General features: G+C 70.7%; 23 protein-coding genes and 3 tRNA genes. 11 read left to right on the top strand and 15 right to left on the bottom strand.

The annotated features are described in order from the left end of the window. Positions 1-104: 104 nt before the first annotated feature. The 3 genes from nusG to ACNNMR_RS26560 all read right to left on the bottom strand — a co-directional run bounded on the left by nusG (position 105) and on the right by ACNNMR_RS26560 (position 1,482). Positions 105-974, bottom strand: a complete 870-nt coding sequence (gene nusG / locus ACNNMR_RS26570; RefSeq protein WP_419997192.1) for a transcription termination/antitermination protein NusG — start codon at positions 972-974, stop codon at positions 105-107. 70 nt (positions 975-1,044) lie between these two features. Beyond that, on the bottom strand, positions 1,045-1,317 hold the full coding sequence (gene secE / locus ACNNMR_RS26565; protein ID WP_419997191.1) for a preprotein translocase subunit SecE: 273 nt from the start codon (positions 1,315-1,317) through the stop codon (positions 1,045-1,047). A gap of 92 nt (positions 1,318-1,409) precedes the next feature. Continuing rightward, positions 1,410-1,482, bottom strand: a tRNA-Trp gene (locus ACNNMR_RS26560). Between the two features lie 169 nt (positions 1,483-1,651). Between ACNNMR_RS26560 and ACNNMR_RS26555 the strand changes: the two genes are divergently transcribed. Then, positions 1,652-2,890 carry a pyridoxal phosphate-dependent aminotransferase gene (locus tag ACNNMR_RS26555; RefSeq protein ID WP_419997190.1) on the top strand — a complete coding sequence of 413 codons (1,239 nt, stop codon included), beginning with the start codon at positions 1,652-1,654 and terminating at the stop codon, positions 2,888-2,890. Between the two features lie 111 nt (positions 2,891-3,001). Further along, entirely contained in the window at positions 3,002-4,021 is a 1,020-nt protein-coding gene (locus ACNNMR_RS26550; RefSeq protein WP_419997189.1) for an adenosine deaminase, read from the top strand. A 37-nt stretch (positions 4,022-4,058) separates the two neighbouring features. Here the strand turns inward: ACNNMR_RS26550 and ACNNMR_RS26545 are convergent, their stop codons facing one another. Further along, positions 4,059-4,703, bottom strand: a complete 645-nt coding sequence (locus ACNNMR_RS26545) for an NAD(P)-dependent oxidoreductase (protein ID WP_419997188.1) — start codon at positions 4,701-4,703, stop codon at positions 4,059-4,061. Between the two features lie 131 nt (positions 4,704-4,834). Here ACNNMR_RS26545 and ACNNMR_RS26540 point away from each other — a divergent pair, with 131 nt between their 5' ends. Beyond that, positions 4,835-5,434 (top strand): TetR/AcrR family transcriptional regulator, encoded by a 600-nt coding sequence (locus tag ACNNMR_RS26540; RefSeq protein ID WP_419997187.1) that lies wholly within the window; start codon positions 4,835-4,837, stop codon positions 5,432-5,434. A gap of 15 nt (positions 5,435-5,449) precedes the next feature. Here ACNNMR_RS26540 and ACNNMR_RS26535 read toward each other — a convergent pair whose 3' ends face one another. From ACNNMR_RS26535 to ACNNMR_RS26500, 8 genes are all read right to left on the bottom strand, one after another. After that, on the bottom strand, positions 5,450-6,505 hold the full coding sequence (locus tag ACNNMR_RS26535) for a UDP-N-acetylmuramate dehydrogenase (protein ID WP_419997186.1): 1,056 nt from the start codon (positions 6,503-6,505) through the stop codon (positions 5,450-5,452). Positions 6,506-6,584: 79 nt separating this feature from the next. Next, entirely contained in the window at positions 6,585-8,030 is a 1,446-nt protein-coding gene (locus ACNNMR_RS26530) for an MFS transporter (protein WP_419997185.1), read from the bottom strand. A gap of 87 nt (positions 8,031-8,117) precedes the next feature. Then, entirely contained in the window at positions 8,118-8,672 is a 555-nt protein-coding gene (locus tag ACNNMR_RS26525) for a TetR/AcrR family transcriptional regulator (protein ID WP_419997184.1), read from the bottom strand. Between the two features lie 79 nt (positions 8,673-8,751). Then, positions 8,752-9,183 carry a MaoC family dehydratase gene (locus ACNNMR_RS26520; RefSeq protein ID WP_419997183.1) on the bottom strand — a complete coding sequence of 144 codons (432 nt, stop codon included), beginning with the start codon at positions 9,181-9,183 and terminating at the stop codon, positions 8,752-8,754. Positions 9,184-9,190: 7 nt separating this feature from the next. After that, positions 9,191-9,643 (bottom strand): FAS1-like dehydratase domain-containing protein, encoded by a 453-nt coding sequence (locus ACNNMR_RS26515; RefSeq protein ID WP_419997182.1) that lies wholly within the window; start codon positions 9,641-9,643, stop codon positions 9,191-9,193. Between the two features lie 120 nt (positions 9,644-9,763). Further along, the gene (gene rpmG, locus ACNNMR_RS26510) at positions 9,764-9,928 is read right to left on the bottom strand and encodes a 50S ribosomal protein L33 (protein ID WP_165243354.1); all 165 of its coding nucleotides are present in this window, start codon (positions 9,926-9,928) and stop codon (positions 9,764-9,766) included. A gap of 89 nt (positions 9,929-10,017) precedes the next feature. Then, positions 10,018-10,090 (bottom strand) — tRNA-Met (locus tag ACNNMR_RS26505). 47 nt (positions 10,091-10,137) lie between these two features. Next, positions 10,138-10,210, bottom strand: a tRNA-Thr gene (locus ACNNMR_RS26500). A gap of 256 nt (positions 10,211-10,466) precedes the next feature. Here ACNNMR_RS26500 and ACNNMR_RS26495 point away from each other — a divergent pair. Beyond that, on the top strand, positions 10,467-11,792 hold the full coding sequence (locus ACNNMR_RS26495) for a hydrolase (protein WP_419997181.1): 1,326 nt from the start codon (positions 10,467-10,469) through the stop codon (positions 11,790-11,792). Positions 11,793-11,856: 64 nt separating this feature from the next. Further along, positions 11,857-12,519, top strand: coding sequence for an NAD(P)H-binding protein (locus tag ACNNMR_RS26490; RefSeq protein ID WP_419997180.1), 663 nt, complete (start codon positions 11,857-11,859; stop codon positions 12,517-12,519). Between the two features lie 34 nt (positions 12,520-12,553). Here ACNNMR_RS26490 and ACNNMR_RS26485 read toward each other — a convergent pair whose 3' ends face one another. Beyond that, positions 12,554-12,994, bottom strand: a complete 441-nt coding sequence (locus ACNNMR_RS26485; RefSeq protein ID WP_419997179.1) for a hemerythrin domain-containing protein — start codon at positions 12,992-12,994, stop codon at positions 12,554-12,556. 145 nt (positions 12,995-13,139) lie between these two features. On the opposite strand from ACNNMR_RS26485, the gene ACNNMR_RS26480 reads away from it, so the two are divergent. Together ACNNMR_RS26480 and ACNNMR_RS26475 are read left to right on the top strand one after the other, a co-directional pair. Beyond that, the gene (locus ACNNMR_RS26480; RefSeq protein WP_420000480.1) at positions 13,140-13,541 is read left to right on the top strand and encodes a MarR family winged helix-turn-helix transcriptional regulator; all 402 of its coding nucleotides are present in this window, start codon (positions 13,140-13,142) and stop codon (positions 13,539-13,541) included. 124 nt (positions 13,542-13,665) lie between these two features. Continuing rightward, on the top strand, positions 13,666-14,151 hold the full coding sequence (locus ACNNMR_RS26475; protein ID WP_419997178.1) for a hypothetical protein: 486 nt from the start codon (positions 13,666-13,668) through the stop codon (positions 14,149-14,151). 186 nt (positions 14,152-14,337) lie between these two features. Here ACNNMR_RS26475 and ACNNMR_RS26470 read toward each other — a convergent pair whose 3' ends face one another. After that, positions 14,338-15,030, bottom strand: a complete 693-nt coding sequence (locus ACNNMR_RS26470) for a TetR/AcrR family transcriptional regulator (RefSeq protein WP_419997177.1) — start codon at positions 15,028-15,030, stop codon at positions 14,338-14,340. Positions 15,031-15,171: 141 nt separating this feature from the next. Here ACNNMR_RS26470 and ACNNMR_RS26465 point away from each other — a divergent pair, with 141 nt between their 5' ends. Continuing rightward, positions 15,172-16,158 carry an esterase/lipase family protein gene (locus ACNNMR_RS26465; RefSeq protein ID WP_419997176.1) on the top strand — a complete coding sequence of 329 codons (987 nt, stop codon included), beginning with the start codon at positions 15,172-15,174 and terminating at the stop codon, positions 16,156-16,158. A 66-nt stretch (positions 16,159-16,224) separates the two neighbouring features. Here ACNNMR_RS26465 and ACNNMR_RS26460 read toward each other — a convergent pair whose 3' ends face one another. Further along, the gene (locus ACNNMR_RS26460) at positions 16,225-16,728 is read right to left on the bottom strand and encodes a nucleoside deaminase (RefSeq protein ID WP_419997175.1); all 504 of its coding nucleotides are present in this window, start codon (positions 16,726-16,728) and stop codon (positions 16,225-16,227) included. 227 nt (positions 16,729-16,955) lie between these two features. Here ACNNMR_RS26460 and ACNNMR_RS26455 point away from each other — a divergent pair, with 227 nt between their 5' ends. From ACNNMR_RS26455 to ACNNMR_RS26445, 3 genes are read left to right on the top strand one after another with little or no spacing between them, the layout of a single operon-like run. Next, positions 16,956-17,552 (top strand): chemotaxis protein CheB, encoded by a 597-nt coding sequence (locus ACNNMR_RS26455; protein WP_419997174.1) that lies wholly within the window; start codon positions 16,956-16,958, stop codon positions 17,550-17,552. Then, entirely contained in the window at positions 17,552-18,478 is a 927-nt protein-coding gene (locus tag ACNNMR_RS26450; protein WP_419997173.1) for a CheR family methyltransferase, read from the top strand. Before ACNNMR_RS26455 ends, ACNNMR_RS26450 begins: the two co-directional genes overlap by 1 nt. Beyond that, the gene (locus tag ACNNMR_RS26445; protein WP_419997172.1) at positions 18,427-19,434 is read left to right on the top strand and encodes a PAS domain-containing protein; all 1,008 of its coding nucleotides are present in this window, start codon (positions 18,427-18,429) and stop codon (positions 19,432-19,434) included. The genes ACNNMR_RS26450 and ACNNMR_RS26445 overlap by 52 nt, the downstream gene beginning before the upstream one ends. Positions 19,435-19,442 lie beyond the last annotated feature (8 nt).

Genomic DNA, 19,442 nt, shown 5'->3' with positions numbered 1-19,442 from the left:
AGGCATACCGCACCACGATAGCTGTTCATGGCGCGAGTCCTGAAACCGCGCAGGTCAGGAGGGCTTCAGCAGCCCGCCTGACCTGGTCGGAAGTACGTATTCGATCAGTTCTTCTGGATCTGGTCGAAGCTCAGCTCGACCGGAGTCTCGCGGCCGAAGATCTCGACGAGGCCCTTGACCTTCTTCGAGTCGGCGTTGATCTCGTTGATCGTGGCCTGCAGGGTGGCGAACGGGCCGTCCGTGACCGTGACCGAGTCGCCGACCTCGAAGTCCAGCACCTGGACCTCGACCTTGCGGGCGGGCGCCGGCTTGCCCTCGGCCTCGGCCTGCTCGCGGGCGGCCTTCTCCTCGGCCTCCGGCGCGAGCATCTTGACGATCTCGTCCAGGGTCAGCGGGTACGGGTCGTAGGCATTGCCGACGAAGCCGGTGACGCCCGGGGTGTTACGGACGACGCCCCACGACTCGTTGGTGAGGTCCATGCGGACGAGGACGTAACCCGGGAGCTTGTTCTGCCGGACGTTCTTGCGCTCGCCGTTCTTGATGACGGCGATCTCTTCCTCGGGGACCTCGGCCTGGTAGATGAAGTCCTCGACGTTGAGCGAGACGGCCCGCTGCTCGAGGTTGGCCTTCACGCGCTTCTCGTAGCCCGCGTAGGTGTGGATCACGTACCAGTCGCCGGGCAGGCCGCGCAGCTCGTCGCGGAGCGCCGCGATCGGGTCGACCTGCTCCTGGACGGCCTCCTCGGCCTCGATCTCGGCCTCGACCGCCTCGTCCTCGGCATCGTCGACGTCATTGCCGCCGTCGGCCTCGACCTCGAGCGCGGCCTCCTCGGCAGGCTCGCCGGCCTCGAGGTCGGCAGCCTCGGCCTGGTCCGGCTCCTCGGCGTCCGCCGCCTCGACGATGTCGAGCTCGTCCTCGGGGGACTCGACCGCTTCGGCCGGCTCGATCGCCTCGTTCAGGTTCGCGTCAGACACGGTGGCTGCTTCTTCCTGCGCTTCTCAAATATGGGGTTCGTACGTACGGGGCAAACCGGTCGGAACCGGCTCAGCCGAAGACGTACTTCATGACTTCGGTGAAACCCCAGTCAATCACGGTCACGATGCCGATGACGATGACAACGAAGATGATCACCACGGTGGTGTAGGTGCTCAGCTGGTGCCTGGTCGGCCAGACGACCTTCCGCAGCTCCGCGATGATCTGGCGGTAGAAGAGCCCGAGGCGGCCGAGCGGGCCCTTCTTGCCGCGCTTGCCACGGCGGGCCTGCTTGTCGCCGTCAGGGCGCTCAGGCGTTGCGGTGGAGCCGATGGCTTCCGTCACTCGTCCTCACCTGAAATCCCGGGTCGTGGCCGTGCCGCGCCCGGTACGAGCCGCACGGCGCATCGCTTCATCATCTGCATCTACGTGTGTAGCAGGGCCGGAGGGACTTGAACCCCCAACCGCTGGTTTTGGAGACCAGTGCTCTACCAATTGAGCTACGACCCTTTGAGCTCCCCAACCTACCGCATCCCGCCGTACGTGCAGTTGAGCACGCAAGCGAGCCCTGGCGATGAGGGCACGAGGGAAGAGTGTACGTGTTGCACGGGCCCGCGTCGAACGGGATCCCCGGTAACTGGTGTGCCACTCCATACGGGGGTCTGAAACGATGGACCCCATGACCGCTGCAACTCCACCCGCACAGTCCCCGACCGAGCGCAGGGTGTCGGCCCGCGTCGGTTCCATCTCCGAGTCCGCGACGCTGGCCGTCGACGCCAAGGCGAAGGCGCTCAAGGCGGCCGGCCGCCCGGTGATCGGCTTCGGCGCCGGCGAGCCCGACTTCCCGACGCCCGACTACATCGTCGACGCCGCGATCGAGGCCTGCCGCAACCCGAAGTTCCACCGCTACACGCCCGCCGGCGGCCTGCCCGAGCTCAAGGCCGCGCTCGTGGCGAAGACGAAGCGCGACTCCGGGTATGAGGTCGAGGCCGCGAACGTCCTCGTCACCAACGGCGGCAAGCAGGCGATCTACCAGGCCTTCGCCGCGATCCTCGACCCGGGCGACGAGGTCATCGTCCCGACGCCGTACTGGACCACCTACCCGGAGTCGATCCGGCTGGCGGGCGGCGTGCCGGTCGATGTCGTCGCGGACGAGACCACCGGCTACCGGGTCACGGTCGAGCAGCTCGAGGCGGCCCGTACGCCCAACACGAAGGTCCTGCTCTTCGTCTCCCCCTCGAACCCGACCGGCGCCGTCTACTCCCGCGCCCAGGTCGAGGAGATCGGCCGCTGGGCGGCCGAGCACGGGCTGTGGGTGCTGACGGACGAGATCTATGAGCACCTCGTGTACGGGGACGCCGAGTTCGCGTCGCTGCCGGTGGTCGTGCCCGAGCTGCGCGACAAGTGCATCGTGGTGAACGGCGTGGCCAAGACGTACGCGATGACCGGCTGGCGGGTCGGCTGGGTGATCGGGCCGAAGGACGTCATCAAGGCGGCCACGAACCTGCAGTCGCACGCCACCTCGAACGTCTCCAACGTGGCGCAGGCCGCGGCGATCGCCGCCGTGTCCGGCGACCTGTCGGCGGTGGCGGAGATGCGGGCGGCCTTCGACCGGCGGCGCAAGACGATCGTGCGGATGCTGAACGAGATCGACGGCTTTGTGTGCCCGGTGCCGGAGGGCGCGTTCTACGCGTACCCGTCGGTCAAGGGCGTGCTCGGCAAGGAGATCCGCGGCCGGCGTCCGGCCAGCTCCGTGGAGCTCGCCGAGATCATCCTTGAGGAGGCCGAGGTCGCGGTCGTCCCGGGCGAGGCCTTCGGCACGCCTGGCTACCTGCGGCTTTCGTACGCGCTGGGCGACGAGGACCTGGTCGAGGGCGTCAGCCGGATCCAGAAGCTGCTGGCGGAGGCGAAGGACTGACCTCGCACTGCCGCCACCTGTGACGGGGGCTTGCTCCGGATCTTCATTCGGGCAAGCCCCCGTTCAGGTAACCGCTACCACCGTGCGCGGCTGTTGCGGCAGGATCAGTAGATGGCTCGCGATGTCCATCTGCTCCCGAAAGCCCATCTCCACCTCCACTTCACCGGCTCCATGCGGCCCAGCACCCTGCTGGAGCTCGCCGACAGATACGGCGTCCACCTCCCCGAGGCCCTCAAGGGCGGCGAGCCGCCCAGGCTGCGGGCCACCGACGAGCGCGGCTGGTTCCGCTTCCAGCGGCTGTACGACATCGCCCGCTCCTGCCTCCGCTCCCCCGAGGACATCCACCGGCTGCTGCTGGAGACCGCGCAGGAGGACGCCGCCGACGGCTCCGGCTGGCTGGAGATCCAGGTCGACCCGACCTCGTACGCGCCCCGGCTCGGCGGCCTCATCCCGGCCCTGGAGACGATCCTCGACTCCGCCGACGACGCCGCCCGCGCCACCGGCGTCGGCATCCGCGTCCTGGTCGCCGCCAACCGCACCAAGCACCCGCTGGACGCCCGCACCCTGGCGCGGCTCGCGGTGCGCTATGCCGAGCGCGGCGTGGTGGGCTTCGGCCTCTCCAATGACGAGCGCCGCGGCTTCGCCCGCGACTTCGACCGGGCCTTTCACATCGCCCGCGAGGGCGGCCTGATCTCGGCTCCGCACGGCGGCGAGCTCACCGGCCCGGCGAGCGTGCGCGACTGCCTGGACGACCTGGACGCGGCCCGTATCGGCCACGGCATCCGCTCCGCGGAGTCCCCCGCGCTGCTGCGCCGGCTCGCGGACGAGGGGGTGACCTGCGAGGTCTGCCCGGCGTCGAATGTGGCCCTGGGCGTGTACGACAAGCCGGAGGACGTCCCGCTGCGCACCCTGTGGGACGCGGGCGTCCCCATGGCCCTGAGCGCCGACGACCCGCTGCTCTTCGGCGCCCGCCTGGCCGCCCAGTACGACATCGCCCGCGAGCACCACGCCTTCACCGACGCGGAGCTGGCGGAGCTGGCGCGGCAGTCGGTGCGGGGGTCGGTGGCGCCGGAGGACGTACGGGGACGGCTGCTGGCGGGGATCGAGGAGTGGCTGGCGGCGGACGCCTGACCAGCCTCAGCCCGTACCGGCCGCCGCCCGTACCGGCTCAGCGCGCGGCGCCCAGCCCCACCACCTGCTTCACCGTCGCCGGGTCGTCGATGAACGCCAGCATCGCGCAGGCCAGATCGGCCCGCCCGAGGGTGCCCGCGTTCGGCACGTTGGCGGCCACGAGGTGCCGGTAGCGGCCGGTGAAGGGCTGGTTCCCGAGATTGCCGGGCCGGACCGCCGTCCAGTCCAGTGCGCTGGCCGCCATCACCTGCTCCATGGCGCCTACATCCGCGTACACCTTGGCGAACAGCCGCCGGATCAGCGGATAGGCGATGCGGCGCCCCACGAAGGACTCGCCCTCCGGGGTGGGGCCCACCGGGAGGGCGCTGATGGTGATCAGGCGGCGTACGTCGGTGAGCTCCATGGCCCGCACGATGGCGCGGGTGCCGGACTCGGCGATGCCGGTGTTGCGGGGCGAGGTCGGGCCCAGCCCGGAGAGCACGGCGGTGGCGCCCTGAATCAGCGGGACCAGGGCCTCGGTGTCGGCCAGATCCGGGACGACGGCCACCGTCAGGCCGCTGCCGTGGGCGGTGAGCTTGTCCGGGTTGCGGACCACGGCGGTGACCTGGTGGCCGACGTCCAGCGCCTGCTGGACGACGAGTCCGCCCGTGCGGCCGGTGGCACCGAAGACGGTCAGCTTCATGGGTCTCTCCTGCCATACGGTGGGATGGATACGGGGGTGGGTGAGTGCTCACTCACCACAGTACCGGCTAGGGTGAGTAAGTACTCACCCACGAGTAGGATCCGCAGCTACACCCCGAGGAGTAACCGTCCGTGAAGCCGCGCCCCGCCTCCGAGCGCCTGCTCGACGCCGCCGAGAAGCTCATGCGCACCACCGGTCTGGGCAGCGCGACGACCAAGGCGATCGCGCGGGAGGCGGGCTGCTCGGAGGCCGCGCTCTACAAGCACTTCGCCAATAAGGAAGAGCTGTTCGTACGGGTGCTGACCGAGCGGCTGCCCACCAAGGTCGGGCCGCTGCTGAACGAGCTCGCCGAGGACCCGGGCGACCGGACGGTCCTCGAGTGCCTGACCGAGCTCGCCGACCAGGCGGCGCGCTTCTACGCGGACGCGATGCCGATGGCCGGCTCCCTCTTCGCCGAGCCGGCGCTGCTCGCCCGCCACCGCGCGGGGCTGCGCGAGCTGGGCATCGGCCCGCACATGGTCCTGGAGGTGCTCGCCCGCTACTTCGAGAACGAGCGCGCCCGCGGCCGGGTCCGGCCCGACGCGGACGCCCGCGCGGCCGCGGCGCTGCTGCTGGGGGCGTGCTTCCAGCGGGCGTTCTTCCTGCACTTCTCCGGGGAGGAGACGGTGCAGCCGGTCGATGACTTCGCGGCGGCGGTGGCGGCGACGACGTGGGAGGCGGTCAGGCCCTGAAGCGGGCCCGCGGCCTCACAGGCTCACGCCCACCGTCACCGGCTCGTTCACCAGCGTCACCCCGAAGGCCTCCCGCACCCCGTCCCGCACCTCGCGGGCGAGGGCGAGGAGGTCTTCCGTCGTGGCGGAGCCGCGGTTGGTGAGGGCCAGGGTGTGCTTCGTGGAGATGCGGGCCGGGCCCGTTCCGTAGCCCTTGGTGAAGCCGGCCTTGTCGATCAGCCAGGCCGCGGAGGTCTTCACGCGGCCGTCGGGGGCGGGGAAGGCGGGCGGCGCCACCTCCGGGCCGAGGCGGTCGTGGACGCGGGCGAGGAAGGCCTCGTACTGCGCCTGCTCCAGGATCGGGTTGGTGAAGAAGGAGCCCGCCGACCAGGTGTCATGGTCGTCCGGGTCCAGGACCATGCCCTTCCCCGCGCGCAGCCCGAGCACCGTCCTACGGGCCTCGGCGAGGCCCGCCCGCTCGCCCTGCTGGACGCCGAGCGTCCTGGCGGTCTCGGCGTACGCGATGGGCGCCGAGCGGCCGCCCGCGTCCTCCAGGCGGAAGCGGACGCGCAGGACGACATAGCGGCCGGGGTCGGCCTTGAAGCGGCTGTGGCGGTACGAGAAGCCGCAGTCGGCGTTCGGGACGGCGACCCGCTCGCCGGTCTCGCGGTCGTACGCGATCACCTCGGTGATGGTCGAGGAGACCTCCTGGCCGTACGCGCCGACGTTCTGGATCGGCGTCGCGCCCGCGGAGCCGGGGATCCCGGCGAGGCACTCGATGCCCGCGAGGCCCGCGTCCACGGTACGGGCGACGGCGTCGGACCAGTTCTCGCCGGCGGCGAGCTCCAGGTCGGTGCCGTCGAGCTCGAAGCCGCTGGTGGCGATGCGCAGGGCGGTGCCCTCGAAGCCCTTGTCGGAGATGACGAGGTTGGAGCCGCCGCCGATGATCAGCAGCGGCTCGCCGTCGGCGTCGGCCTTGCGGACGATGTCGATGACCTCGTCATCGGTCGTCGCCGTGACCAGCCGGGCGGCGGGGCCGCCGAGCCGGAAGGTGGTGAGGGGGGCCAGGGGGGCATCGTTCTGTACCTGCACCCTGACACCCTACGGGGCCGCACAACGGCGGGGCGGGTGTGGCCGCAGCCACACCCGCCCCGCCGTGTCGTACCGGCGCTCACACCAGCTCGGTCTCCTTCACCTCGGCGGAGGAGGCCACCAGCTCCGACTCCTTGGCGACCCGTCCGCGCCCCGGGATCAGCAGGGCGGCAGCCGTGCCGATCGTCAGGGCCGCGACGCCCGCCCACAGGGCCGGCTGCAGGCCGTCCACGAAGGTCTGGCCCGTCTCGTAGCCGCCGCGGGAGGCGAAGACCGCGGCCAGGATGGCCACGCCGAGGGCGCCGCCCAGCTCGCGGAACGCGTTGTTGGCGCCGGAGGCGATGCCCTGTTCCGCGGGGCGGACGCTGGACATGACGACGTTGGCCGCGGGGGCGAAGTACATCGCCATGCCGACGCCGCTGACGATGAAGGGCACGAGGTACGCGCCGTACGAGAAGTCCGCCGAGATCTGGGTGGCGATCCAGGCAAGCCCGATGGCCTGCAGCGCCAGGCCGATGGCGACGACCGGGCGGCCGCCGATGCGGTCGGACAGGGCGCCCGCGATCGGAGCGACGATCAGCGCCATGCCGGTCCAGGGGAGCATCCGGACGCCCGCCTCGGTCGGGGAGTAGCCGCCGACGCCCTGCAGGAACTGGCTCAGCAGGAAGATCGAGCCGAACATGCCGACGAACATCAGGAGGCTGGCCGCGTTGATCGAGGAGAAGGCACGGCTGCGGAAGAGCCGCATCGGCAGCATCGGGGCCTTGGCGCGCAGCTCGTACGCGATGAAGGCGAGCAGCAGCACCGGGCCGGCGATCAGGCCGGTGAGGACGGGGCCCGCGGTCCAGCCGTCGGGGTTGCCGCGGACCAGGCCATAGACGATGCCGAAGAGGGACGCGCTGATCAGGGCGGTGCCGGGGAGGTCGAGGCGGTTGTTGCTGCCGCGGGACTCCGGCAGGCGGAAGTGGATCAGGGGCAGGAGGGCGAGGCCGATCGGGACGTTCAGCCAGAAGATCCACTCCCAGGCGATGTGCTCGGTGAGCGCGCCGCCCACCAGCGGGCCTGTCGCCACGGCGATGCCCTGCACCGCGCCCCAGATGCCGAGCGCGGCGCCGCGGCGGGCCGCGGGCACGGCGGCGGTGAGGAGGGTGAGGCTGAGCGGCATCAGCAGGGCGGCGCCGACGCCTTGGGCGGCGCGGGCCGCGACGAGGGCGTCGATGCCGTCGGACAGCGCGGCCCCGGCGGAGGCCGCGGTGAAGATGGCGATGCCGATGCCGAACATGCGGCGGCGGCCGAAGCGGTCGCCGAGCGCGGCGCCGGTCATGAGGAGGACGGCGAAGGTGAGCGTGTACGCGCTGACCGTCCACTCCAGGTCCTCGAGGCCGCCGCCGAAGTCCTTGCGGATGGCGGGCAGGGCCGTGGTGACGACGAGGTTGTCCAGGGCGCCCATGAAGCTGGCGAGGCTGGTGATGATGAGGGCCCAGGCCGCTGCGCGGCGGGGTGGTGTGGCTGTTTCCTTTGACATGGTGTCCCCCTTGCTCGGATTGCTTAGTTATTGATTACTAACTTTCGCGGGCACACGTGTGCGCACCCCAACTGACCGACGCTTGGCTTACTTCGGCTGCACCTGCTCGTAGAAGCCGGTCCACACCCGGTGCTCGGGCTGGAAGCCCATCGACACCAGGACGTTGACGAGCATCCCGTACGCGAGGAACTGGGTCGTCTCCTCGACATCCGCCCCCATGGCCAGGTGGGCGACGTCGTACATCTCCATCCACTCGGCCCGCAGGGCCTCGCCGAACTCGTGGTCGCCGGCGCTCTCCGCGTCCGCGACCGCGACGTACATCTGCATCTGCATGAGCAGCATCTCGGGGTCGTCCGCGATGAGCGCCTGGTACGCCTCGCCCATCGACTTGGTGGCCTCCTCGCCGTGGAGCCCTTCGGAGGCCTTGCGGAACACCCCGGTGACGTCCTGGCAGCAACGCCGGGCGGCCTCCAGGAAGATCGCCTGCTTTCCGGGGAAGAGGCGGAAGAGATACGGCTGGGAGACGCCGACCCGCTTGGCGATCGCCTCGGTCGAGGTGCCGTGGTACCCACCCCGGGAGAACTCGGTGACCGCCGCGCGGATGACGCTCTCGCGTCGCTCTTCTGCACTCATCCTTGCCATGTGGACTAAGTTATTGGCCACTCACTAACTTGTCAACCCGTCGGCCGACTCCCGGTTTTCGGCCGGGAGTCGGTGCAGGTCAGGCCAGCTTTACGGTCGCCCGGGCCATGCCGAGCACCTTCTGCCCCGCGCTCATGGCGGTGAGGTCGACGCGGACCGTACGGGCCTCGTCATCGCGGACGGCCACCTTGCCGGAGACCTCGATGAGGGCGCCGGTGTCGTCATTCGGCACGACGACGGGCTTGGTGAAGCGGACGCCGTAGTCGATCACCGCGCCCGGGTCGCCGACCCAGTCGGTCACGACCCGGATCGCCTCGGCCATGGTGAACATGCCGTGCGCGATCACGTCCGGCAGGCCCACCTCCTTGGCGAACTTCTCGTTCCAGTGGATCGGGTTGAAGTCGCCGGAGGCGCCCGCGTACTGGACGAGGGTGGCGCGGGTGACCGGGAAGGACTGGGCCGGGAGTTCGGTGCCGGTCTCGACGGCGTCGTAAGAGATCTTCGCGGTCATCGCTGCCTCAGGCCCCCTCGGCGGCGCGCGCCACCAGCTTGATCATGGTCGTGACCACGTGCTCGCCGGACTCGTCGTGGACCTCGCCGCGGACATCGAGGATGTCATTGCCCGCCAGGGACTTGATCGACTCGATGGTGGAGGTGACCGCGAGGCGGTCGCCGGCGCGGACCGGGCGGGTGTACGCGAACTTCTGGTCGCCGTGCACCACCCGGCTGTAGTCCAGGCCGAGCTGCGGATCCTCGATCACCTGGCCCGCGGCGCGGAAGGCGATGGCGAAGACGAAGGTGGGCGGGGCGATGACGTCGGGGTGGCCGAGGGCCTTCGCCGCGTCCGGGTCGGTGTACGCGGGGTTGGCGTCGCCGACGGCCTCGGCGAACTCGCGGATCTTCTCCCGGCCGACCTCGTACGGGGCGATGGGCGGGTAGGTCCGCCCCACGAAGGACTGGTCGAGCGGCATCGGCTCGGCACCTCCTGCGGTGTGGTGGCTGTCGCCACCCAGTGTGCACAAAGGGTGAGGGGCCGCACCCACTGGGTGCGGCCCCTCACCGTTGCTTTTTTCGTACGCCGAATCCCCGCGTCAGCGGGTCTCGCGGTGCGCCGTGTGGTCGTTGCAGCGAGGGCAGTACTTCTTCATCTCAAGACGGTCCGGGTTGTTACGCCGGTTCTTCTTGGTGATGTAGTTCCGCTCCTTGCACTCCACGCAGGCCAGCGTGATCTTCGGGCGGACGTCTGTGGCAGCCACGTTGAGTGCTCCTTGACGAACGGATGGGACAAACGCATAAAGAGTAGCCGATCGGAGGACCGGGCCTGCAATCGGCTACCGAGAGTGAGTAGCGGTGACCGGACTTGAACCGGTGACACAGCGATTATGAGCCGCTTGCTCTACCGACTGAGCTACACCGCTGCAGATGCTCGCGTCCTCCAGAGTACCTGGCGGTACGCGCACATCAGAGCCCCAATGCGGAATCGAACCGCAGACCTTCTCCTTACCATGGAGACGCTCTACCGACTGAGCTATTGGGGCGAGCGATGAAGACATTACACGCTCAGCGGCGGAAGGTGAAATCCGTATCGATGGGGCGACGGGCCGCCTTGGGGGGTCGCGGGTAGGGGTCGCGGGAGCCTCGCCCGGTCCCGCTGGATGCCCCGGTGGAAGCTCCGGTACGACTATTCACCGGCGCCGCGCATCTTCCGCGAAGCGGACATTACGGCACTCTAGGCTCGGTCGTCTCAACGTCTGAGTGAGCGATCTCTCATGCCGCCCCAGCACCGGGAGCCCCATGGCCGACAGCCAGCCGCAGCAGCCGTCCTCGTCCGGGTCGTCGGGGGCGTCCCCCTCCCCCGGTCCTGGTGCCGGTCCCGGTGCCGGTCCCGCCGAGTCCGGGACGCTGGTGCTCACCGGGGCGCGGCTGGCCGATGGGCGGATGGTGGACGTACGCCTCGGGGGTGGGCGGATCCAGGCCGTGGGCACCGCCGGGAGCCTGGGGGCTCCGGTCGCCTCGGGCGGGGCGCGGGTGGATCTGACCGGTTATCTGCTGCTGCCCGCGCCCGCGGAGCCGCACGCCCATGGCGACACCGCGCTCACGGCGGGCGCGGCGAGCGCGGCGGGGCCCGCGGGGGACACCGCGACGGAGGTGCAGCGGCGGTGCACCGAGGCGGCGTTGCTGCAGCTCGGGCACGGGGCCACGGCCCTGCGCACGCATGTGCGGGTCGGGGGTGTGACCGGTCTGCGGGCGCTCGAAGGCGTGCTGCGGGCGCGCGAGTCACTGCGGGGGCTGACGGACGTGACGGCCGTCGCCCTCCCCCGGCTGCTCACTGGTATTGGCGGAGCGGACGGGCTGGCGGCGCTACGGGAGGCGGTGAAGATGGGCGCTGAGGCGATCGGCGGCTGCCCTGATCTGGATCCGGATCCCGCGGGCTATGTGGAGGCCGTGCTGGAGCTGGCGGGTGAGCACGGGTGCGCCGTTGATCTGCATACGGACGGGGCGGAGCCGGCGCGGCTCGGGCGGCTGGCGGCGATGGCCGGCGGGCTGCGCGGGGCGGGCGGCGCCGGGGTCACCGTCGGGCCGTGCGGCGGGCTGGGGCGGTTGCCGGAGCGGGTGGCGGGGCTGGTCGGCGAGCAGCTGGCGGCGGCCGGGGTCGCGGTCGTCTGCCTGCCGCAGGGCGGGTGCGGAGCGCTGGAGCAGGCGCGGTCGCGGGCCGGGCGGTGCGCGCCGGTGCGGCTGCTGCGGGCGGCAGGTGTGCGGGTGGCCGCGGGCAGCGGGGCGCTGCGGGACGCGGCGAATCCGGTGGGGCGCGGGGATCCCTTCGAGGCCGCGTATCTCCTGGCCACGCTGGGTGAGGCGGCGCCGGAGGAGGCGTACGACGCGGTGAGCGGGCAAGCGCGGGCGGCGGTGGGGCTGCCGGCGGTGCGGGTGGAGGCGGGTTTCCCCGGGGAGCTGGTGGCGGTGCGGGGCGAGGACGTCGCCGGGGTGCTGTCGCTGGCGTACAGCCGCATCGTGGTGCACCAGGGGCGGGTGGTGGCGCGGACGAGCGCGGTGCGCGAGTACTGCGACACGGCGGGCGCGAGCGAGCTGGAACTGCCGCGGCAGGGGCAGCGGGGGTGACCGCGTCGCGGGGTTATCCACAGGCTGCGGCGGGTCGGGGCTGGTGGGGCGTACGGTCGGGATCATGCGGATTGTCATTGCAGGAGGACACGGACAGATTGCGCTGCGGCTGAGCCGGCTGCTGGCCGCGCGCGGGGACGAGATCGCCGGCATGATCCGGCGCCCGGAGCAGGCCGGCGACCTGCTGGCGGCCGGGGCCGAGCCGGTGGTGTGCGACCTGGAGTCGGCCTCGGTCGACGACGTCGCCCGGCACCTGGAGTCGGCGGACGCGGCCGTCTTCGCGGCCGGCGCGGGCCCCGGCAGCGGGGAGGCGCGCAAGGAGACCGTGGACCGGGCGGCGGCCGTGCTCTTCGCCGACGCGGCGGAGCAGGCCGGGGTGCGGCGGTTCATCGTGGTCTCCGCGATGGACACGGATGGCGAGCCGCCGGAGGGCACCGACCCGGTGTTCGCGTCGTATCTGCGCGCGAAGGGCGCCGCGGATGACGACGTACGGGCCCGCAAGGACCTGGACTGGACGATCCTGCGGCCCGGGCGGCTGACGAATGACGCGGGGACGGGTCTGGTCACGCTCGCCGAGCACACCGGGAGGGGGCTGGTGACTCGGGACGATGTGGCGGCGGTGCTGGCGGAGTTGCTGGCCGAGCCGGGGACGGCGGGGAAGACGCTGGATCTGATCGGCGGGGATACGGAGGTGGTGGCGGCGGTGCGGGCGGTCGCCGGCGACTAAGCGCGGGCGGCTGCCGTCAGGCGCGGAGGGCCGTTCAGGCTGCTCGTAGTGCGGGGAGTAGTTCCTGTTCCTCGTACGCGAAATGGGCCTCCAAGTCCGCCTCCAGCGTGGCCAGTTCCTGCTGGAGGTGGGCGGGTGAGGGCTGGGGGGCCGCCGGGTGATCCGCGAGGGTGCGGAGGCGGGAGAGGTTGGCGGCGATGGTGCGGTGTTCGGTGCGGAGGCGGGTCAGGACCTGGGTGAGGTGGGGGAAGCGGGTGTCGAGTTCGGCGAAGGCGCCGTCTTCCTTGGCGTGGTGTTCGCCCAGGGCCGTGCAGAAGGAGAGGCAGTGGCGAGCGAGTTCCGCGCCGGGGGCCGTCGCGGGGCGCGCTTCCCCGGCGCGCAGAGCCGTCAGGTCGGCGCGGAGGGAGGCGTGCGCCTGCTCGAGGATGTCCGCCATGGCTGCCAGGCGGTGGGTGGGACCGCTTTCCGTGGGCATGCGGGGGCCTCTCGGTAGCATCGCTGCGTCCATGCATGACTTTGCTTTGCAAGCAAAATAGCTTTGATGGCAAAGCTATGGAGGGAGGGTCCGGGTGTCAAGCGGTTCCAGCGTCGACGACGCCGTCCGTACGCTGCTGCTGCTCATGCCGCGCCTGGTCGGCCGGGCCAAGCGCACGCCGCCGCCGGAGGAGCTGCGCTCCTTCGCGCTCGCGCCGCGGCATCTATCGCTGCTCGCCTACCTCCTCTTCGACGGGCCGCTGCCGGTGAACGAGCTCGCCGCGCGCCTTGAGGTCGCGCCGACCACGGTGAGCCTCATGGTCAGCGACCTGCACGGGAAGGGGATGCTGGAGCGGGAGGAGGACCCCGCGGACCGGCGCCGGAAGATCGTCAGCATCGCGGAGGTGCATCGCCCGGCGATCGACGGGTGGCTGGGGCGGGGGGCGGCCGCCTGGCGGGCGGTGCTTGAGCCGCTGACGGCGGCGGAGCGGGAGCTTGTGGTGAGCACGCTTGCGGCCTATGAGCGGGCCGCGATGGGTGAGGGCTGAAGTCCCTTACCCCTACTGGGGTTTGACGGGCGGGTTGGCTCCCTGGTGTGACGCGGGTGAGGCGGTTCGGGTCCTAGCTTTCGGGCGTCCGGAAACCGGGATCGCACTGCCTTGAGGAGACCTCATGTCCGTACGTACCGTCGCCATGCTGCCCGTCCACGGCGTACTCGCCTTCCCCGCCCAGCTCACCGCGCTCGCGCTCGCCAGCCTGGGCGGCGCGCGCGCCGGGGCTCGGCTCCAGGAACGGGTGGAAGGGCTGCTTCCCGGTTCGCCATCGGGTCCGGCAACGCCATCGGGCCCCGCACCATCGACGCGGGCGACCGCTGTCGCCGGGCGGGCCGTGCGGGCGCTGCCGGGGGCCGCGGTTGCCTTTGTGCTGGCGGCTCCGGCGGTGGGACTGGCGGTGGTGCGCGGGCTCTGTTACCCGCTCGCCGAGGCGGGCAATGACGTCAGCGACTCCTGGGGCGGGCCCACCATGGCCGGCGCCTGGGCGGTGCACTTCGCCGTCGGGGTGGCGACGGTGGCTGCGGTCACGGGCGTGCTGGCGCTGCTGCGCCTACGGCGACTGCGAGGGGCGAGGGCCAACGGCGCGGGACTCTCCGCCTCGTGACGCGGGCCTCTCCGCCTCCTGACCCGGGCCCGGAACCTGGACCCCGGAGCCGCTTCACCACGGCGGGCGGCGGGTCCGGCTCACCACAGCAGGCGCTCCAAGCGCGCCCGGAGCATCAGTTCGCGTGGGGAGCCCGGAGGGAGGGCGTCCGCTGCTGCCTGGATCAGGCGGAAGGGTCCCCGCACCCTAAGGCTTCTCACCCTCCCCGCCCGAGGGTTGCGGCAGGGTTGCACTCCCCTCGACCGGCCGCAGCAGGCCCACCAGCAAGTGCACCAGCTCCGCCGTGATCTCCCCCGCCGTCGCCTCCACATAGCCGGCCGACCAGTCGTAGAGCAGCCCGTTGACCGCGGCAATAAAGGCATACCCCGCGATCCGGTAGTCCCGATCCGGCACCTCCCCCCGCGCGACCGCCGCCGCGGCCTCCGCCCGGATGAGCTCCACCCATCGCGTACGGGTCTCGATCCGCTGCCGCTCCAGCGCCGGGCCCGCGCCGACGACCTCGGCGAACAGCACCCGTATTCGGCGCGGGTCGGTGGCGGCCGACTCGGCGTACGCGCGGAAGGCCACCGCCGCGCGGGCCCGTACATCGCCCTCGGGCGCGGTGCCGAGCGCGGCGAGGACCGCGGCCTCGGCGCGGGCGTTGCCCTCGCGGTGGAGGACCGCCAGCACCTCTTCGAGATTGCCGAACTCCTCGTAGAACTGCCGGGTGGAGAGATCCGCCTTCGCGCACAGCGCGGCCACGCTGGTGCCGCGATAGCCGGGCCCGCCGCCGAACAGCTCCAGACCTGCCGCGAGCAGCCGCTGCCGCCGCTCCGCCCGGCGGTCGGCCGCGGGCCGGCCGGCGTATCCGCGGGTGGGCCGCTTCCCGGGTCCTGGCAAGAGCCCCTCCTTCGTCAACTGCCGCTGCGCTACGGCCGATTCTCACCTGCGCGGGGTATTGCGGCGCACCTCCCCCGTCGTTACCGTCGGGTAACGCATTTCTGAACACGACCGTTTTCACATTCTCCGACGGAGGTACGCATGACGCCACCAGCCGCTTTAACCCGCCGCCGCGGCCTCCGCCGCCGGCTCGTCGTCACCGTCGCCGCCCTCCTCGCCACCGCGGGCGTGCTCACCGCCGCCACCGGCAGCGCGCAAGCCGGCGAGACGGCCGCCGCCCCGCGCCAGTACCCGGTCGGCGACCTGGGCACCGCCGTCAGCAACTTCTTCGCCAGCCCCAACGCCGTCGCCGGCGCCAACGACTGGAACTGCAAGCCCTCCGCCACCCACCCGGACCCGGTCGTCCTGGTGCACGCCACCTTCGTCAACCAGGGCGCCAACTGGGCCCAGATCGCCCCGACCCTCGCCAACGAGGGCCACTGCGTCTTCGCCTTCAACTACGGCATGAACCCCGTCCTCTCCCTCGGCCGCATCGGCGGCATGACGGGCGTGGCGGGCTCGGCCCGTACGATGAGCGCCTTCGTCGACAAGGTGCTGGCGAAGACGGGCGCCAAGAAGGTCGACCTCGTCGGCCACTCGCAGGGCGGCATGATGCCGAACTACTACATCAAGCGACTGGGCGGCGCCGCGAAGGTCGACAAGTTCGTGGCGATGGCGCCGAGCAACCACGGCACGACGCTGAACGGCCTGGTCAACCTGGGCGAGGCGATCCACGTCCTGGGCCTGGTCAACGGCTTCTTCGACCTCATGGGGCTGCAGGGGCTCAAGGACCAGGAGGCCGGCTCCGACTTCCAGAAGGCGCTCTGGGCGGACGGCGACACGGCCCCCGGGGTGCGCTACGCGGTGATCCAGACCAAGAACGACAAGGTCGTCACCCCGTACACGAATGCCTTCCTCAAGGGCGGCAATGCGGAGAACATCCTGCTCCAGGACCAGTGCCCGGAGAACCCGGTCGGGCACGTAGGCCTGGCCTTCGACGGGCCGACCGTGCAGAACGTGGTCAATGAGCTGGGCGCGGACGTGCCTGGCTTCCAGCCGAAGTGCGAGAAGTACGGGATCGGCTTCTGAATCACGCCCGTAAAACCACTGAAGGGCCGGCTGCCCGAAGCAGCCGGCCCTTCAGCAGAGCGGCGATCAGTAGTCGATACGGTCCGACTTCGCCAGCCACGCGTCGAACGGGGCGGTGCGGTTCGGCAGGTCGAGCTGCTCGACGTCCGCCGGCCACAGCTCCTTCGGCTTCTTCTCGAAGAGGTCGTAGAACTTGCGGTCGTCGAAACCGGCCACCGCGGCATCGTGCCGGTCGGCGGAGAAGACGATCCGGTCCACCCGCGCCCACAGGGCGGAGGACAGACACATCGGACAGGGCTCACACGAGGTGATCAGGACGCAGCCCTCGAGCGAGAAGGTGTTCAGCTTCTGGCAGGCGGCGCGCATCGCGCTCACCTCGGCGTGCGCCGTGGGGTCCAGGCTCGCAGTGACCAGGTTGTTGCCGGTCGCGACAACCTCGCCGTCCTTGGCCACCAGGGCGCCGAAGGGCCCGCCGCCGTTGGCAACGCTCTCGGTGGCGAGCGCGATGGCCTGGTTCATCCAGGTGCGCTCAAGGTCCTGGATGCCGGTCTCCTGGGCGTGCACAGTCATGGTTACTCCAGTTAACAGGGAAGAAGGCCAGCGCGCATTCGCCCCTTGCTTCGTTGCAGTGGTACGAGGAGTACACAGGCAAACGGCGGGTGTCAGCACGGGGTGGAAGACATGAAATGGCCCGGGGGCCGGGACCGGGGATTTGTAGAGTCCTACAAGAGAAGATCGTTTGAGCCAGAGCTCCTACGCTGCGCTACTGGCCAGGCGCGGTCCGCTACCCTCGCCCTGTGTCGGCAGCACCGCACCCAGACGAGTACGCCGTAGTCGCCGTCGCCTCCTCCGCCGGCGGCATCCACGGCCTCGGCATGCTGCTCGGCGGCCTCCACGCGGAGCTCCCCGTACCCGTCCTGGTCGTCCAGCACCTCGACCCACGCCACCGCACCGTCCTCGCGGACATCCTCGACCGCCGCACCGGCCTGCACGTCAAGCTCGCCGAGGCGGGCGAGAGCGTCCGGCCAGGGCAGGTGTACGTGGCGCCGCCCGACCGGCATCTGCTCGTCGGCCCCGACGGCGACCTGGCGCTCTCCAACAGCGAGCTCGTCCACTTTCTGCGCCCCTCCGCCGACCTGCTCTTCGAGTCCGTGGCAGGCGCGTACGGGGCCCGGGCCATCGCCTGCGTGCTGACCGGGACCGGCAGGGACGGGGCAATGGGGGTGGACGCCGTCAAATCCCGCGGGGGCACGGTGATCGTGCAGGATCCGGAGACGGCAGAATTCAAGGGCATGCCGGAGGCGGCTGTGGGTACGGGGTCAGCGGACTTCGTACTCCCGCTGGAGGAGATCGCCCGTGTGATCAGCGGGCTCGTTGAGACCAAGAGGCAGTGATGGCGGAACAGCAGCAGGACGTGGAGAGCGACGAGGCGCTGGAGGAGCTGCTGACGTTCATCCGCGACGCACGCGGGTTCGACTTCACCGGCTACAAGCGCTCCTCCCTGGGGCGACGCATCCGCAAGCGGATGGGCGACGCGCGGGTTGATTCGTACGCGGACTACCGCGACCTGCTGGAGACCAACGCGGATGAATTCAACGCCCTGTTCAACACCATCCTGATCAATGTCACCTCGTTCTTCCGCGACTCCGAGGCCTGGACCCTCCTGCAGCGCGAGGTGCTGCCCGAGCTGATCTCGGACGCGGGCGGGGAGGACGAGATCCGGGTATGGAGCGCGGGCTGCTCCAGCGGCGAGGAGGCGTACTCGCTGGCCATCATCTTCGCCGAGTCGCTGGGCATCGACGAGTGCCTGAACCGGGTGAAGATCTATGGGACGGACGTCGACGAGGAGGCGCTGCGCGACGCCCGCAGCGGCCTGTACACCGCCAAGGACCTGGAGACGCTGCCCGGAGAGCTGCGGGACAAGTACTTCGAGCAGAACGGCACCCGGTTCAGCTTCCGGTCCGACCTGCGCCGCCGGGTCATCTTCGGCCGCCACGACATCACCCGGGACGCCCCGATCTCGCGGCTGAACCTGCTGGTGTGCCGTAACACGCTGATGTATTTCAACGTCGAGGCGCAGACGCAAATCGTCGACCGCTTCCACTTCGCGCTGCGGGAGAGCGGCCACCTGTTCCTCGGCAAGGCCGAGATGCTGCTCAACGACGCCGACCGGTTCGACGTGGTGAGCATGCGGCAGCGGATTTTCCGGCGCCGCGCGGGCAGCGCAGGGCCGCCGTACCACTCCGCGCCGCTGAAGATCAGGCCGGCATGGGGCCCGAGATCCACACTGCGACCCGCACCAGGCAGCTGCGCGATCTGATCCTCGACGCGGCGCCGGGTGCCACCCTCGGCATCGACGGCGCCGGGCAGGTGGTGCTGATCAACAACCACGCCCGGGTGGAGTTCGGGCTCACCGCGAACGACATCGGCCGCCCCTTCCAGGACCTGGAGATCTCGTACCGCCCGGTCGAGCTGCGCTCGCTCATGGAGCAGGCGATGCACGAGCGCCGCACGCTGCGGGTGAACGGGGCCGAGCGGCGCGTCGGCGAGGACGTGCAGTACTACGACATCGTGGTGCAGCCGCTGATCGGCCCCAGCGGGCAGCCCGAGGCCACTAACATCACCTTCAGCGATGTCACCGTAACCACCAAGCTGAAGTCCGAGGTCAAGCGCGTGCGCGAGGACCTGGAGACGGCGTACGAAGAACTCCAGTCGACCAACGAGGAGCTGGAGACCACCAACGAGGAACTCCAGTCCTCCATCGAGGAGCTGGAGACCACGAACGAGGAACTCCAGTCCACCAACGAGGAGCTGGAGACCACGAACGAAGAACTCCAGTCCGGCAACGAGGAACTGGAGACGATGAACGATGAAATGCGCACCCGTACAGACGAACTCGACGAGGCCAAGGCGTTCCTGGAGGGCGTGATGTCCTCCATCGCGGCCGGCGTGGTGGTGCTGGACGCCGAGCTGCGGGTCAAGAGCTGGAACCGCGGCGCCGTCGAGCTGTGGGGCCTGCGCGCCGACGAGGTCCTCGACCAGCCTTTCTACGGGCTGGACTTCGGGCTCCCGGTGGCCCAGCTGCAGTCCGTCGTCCAGCAGTGCCTGGACACCGGCAAGCGCTCGGGTCCGGTCTCCATCCCCGCGGTCAACCGGATCGGCCGCAGCATCAGCGCCGGGGTGCTGTGCTCCCCGTTCAACGGGCACAACGGCGGCGTGGTCCTTCTGATGGAAGAGGCCGATCGGCCCAGTCCTGACGGGTCCGGACCGGCGTAGGGCAGGGC

This window comes from Streptomyces boninensis (assembly GCF_048572725.1).
Taxonomy (GTDB): Bacteria; Actinomycetota; Actinomycetes; order Streptomycetales; family Streptomycetaceae; genus Streptomyces; species Streptomyces boninensis.
The sequence above is the reverse complement of the archived record's forward strand: the minus strand, read 5'-3'. Positions and strand labels throughout refer to the sequence as shown.

Bases quoted from the DNA above. Each gene is read 5' to 3' on its own strand.
- ACNNMR_RS26555 (WP_419997190.1), top strand. From the start codon at position 1,652: ATGACCGCTGCAACTCCACCCGCACAGTCCCCGACCGAGCGCAGGGTG.
- ACNNMR_RS26550 (WP_419997189.1), top strand. From the start codon at position 3,002: ATGGCTCGCGATGTCCATCTGCTCCCGAAAGCCCATCTCCACCTCCAC.
- ACNNMR_RS26545 (WP_419997188.1), bottom strand. From the start codon at position 4,703: ATGAAGCTGACCGTCTTCGGTGCCACCGGCCGCACGGGCGGACTCGTC.
- ACNNMR_RS26530 (WP_419997185.1), bottom strand. From the start codon at position 8,030: ATGTCAAAGGAAACAGCCACACCACCCCGCCGCGCAGCGGCCTGGGCC.
- ACNNMR_RS26525 (WP_419997184.1), bottom strand. From the start codon at position 8,672: ATGGCAAGGATGAGTGCAGAAGAGCGACGCGAGAGCGTCATCCGCGCG.
- ACNNMR_RS26520 (WP_419997183.1), bottom strand. From the start codon at position 9,183: ATGACCGCGAAGATCTCTTACGACGCCGTCGAGACCGGCACCGAACTC.
- ACNNMR_RS26515 (WP_419997182.1), bottom strand. From the start codon at position 9,643: ATGCCGCTCGACCAGTCCTTCGTGGGGCGGACCTACCCGCCCATCGCC.
- ACNNMR_RS26495 (WP_419997181.1), top strand. From the start codon at position 10,467: ATGGCCGACAGCCAGCCGCAGCAGCCGTCCTCGTCCGGGTCGTCGGGG.
- ACNNMR_RS26490 (WP_419997180.1), top strand. From the start codon at position 11,857: ATGCGGATTGTCATTGCAGGAGGACACGGACAGATTGCGCTGCGGCTG.
- ACNNMR_RS26485 (WP_419997179.1), bottom strand. From the start codon at position 12,994: ATGCCCACGGAAAGCGGTCCCACCCACCGCCTGGCAGCCATGGCGGAC.
- ACNNMR_RS26480 (WP_420000480.1), top strand. From the start codon at position 13,140: ATGCCGCGCCTGGTCGGCCGGGCCAAGCGCACGCCGCCGCCGGAGGAG.
- ACNNMR_RS26475 (WP_419997178.1), top strand. From the start codon at position 13,666: ATGTCCGTACGTACCGTCGCCATGCTGCCCGTCCACGGCGTACTCGCC.
- ACNNMR_RS26465 (WP_419997176.1), top strand. From the start codon at position 15,172: ATGACGCCACCAGCCGCTTTAACCCGCCGCCGCGGCCTCCGCCGCCGG.
- ACNNMR_RS26460 (WP_419997175.1), bottom strand. From the start codon at position 16,728: ATGACTGTGCACGCCCAGGAGACCGGCATCCAGGACCTTGAGCGCACC.
- ACNNMR_RS26450 (WP_419997173.1), top strand. From the start codon at position 17,552: ATGGCGGAACAGCAGCAGGACGTGGAGAGCGACGAGGCGCTGGAGGAG.
- ACNNMR_RS26445 (WP_419997172.1), top strand. From the start codon at position 18,427: ATGGGGCCCGAGATCCACACTGCGACCCGCACCAGGCAGCTGCGCGAT.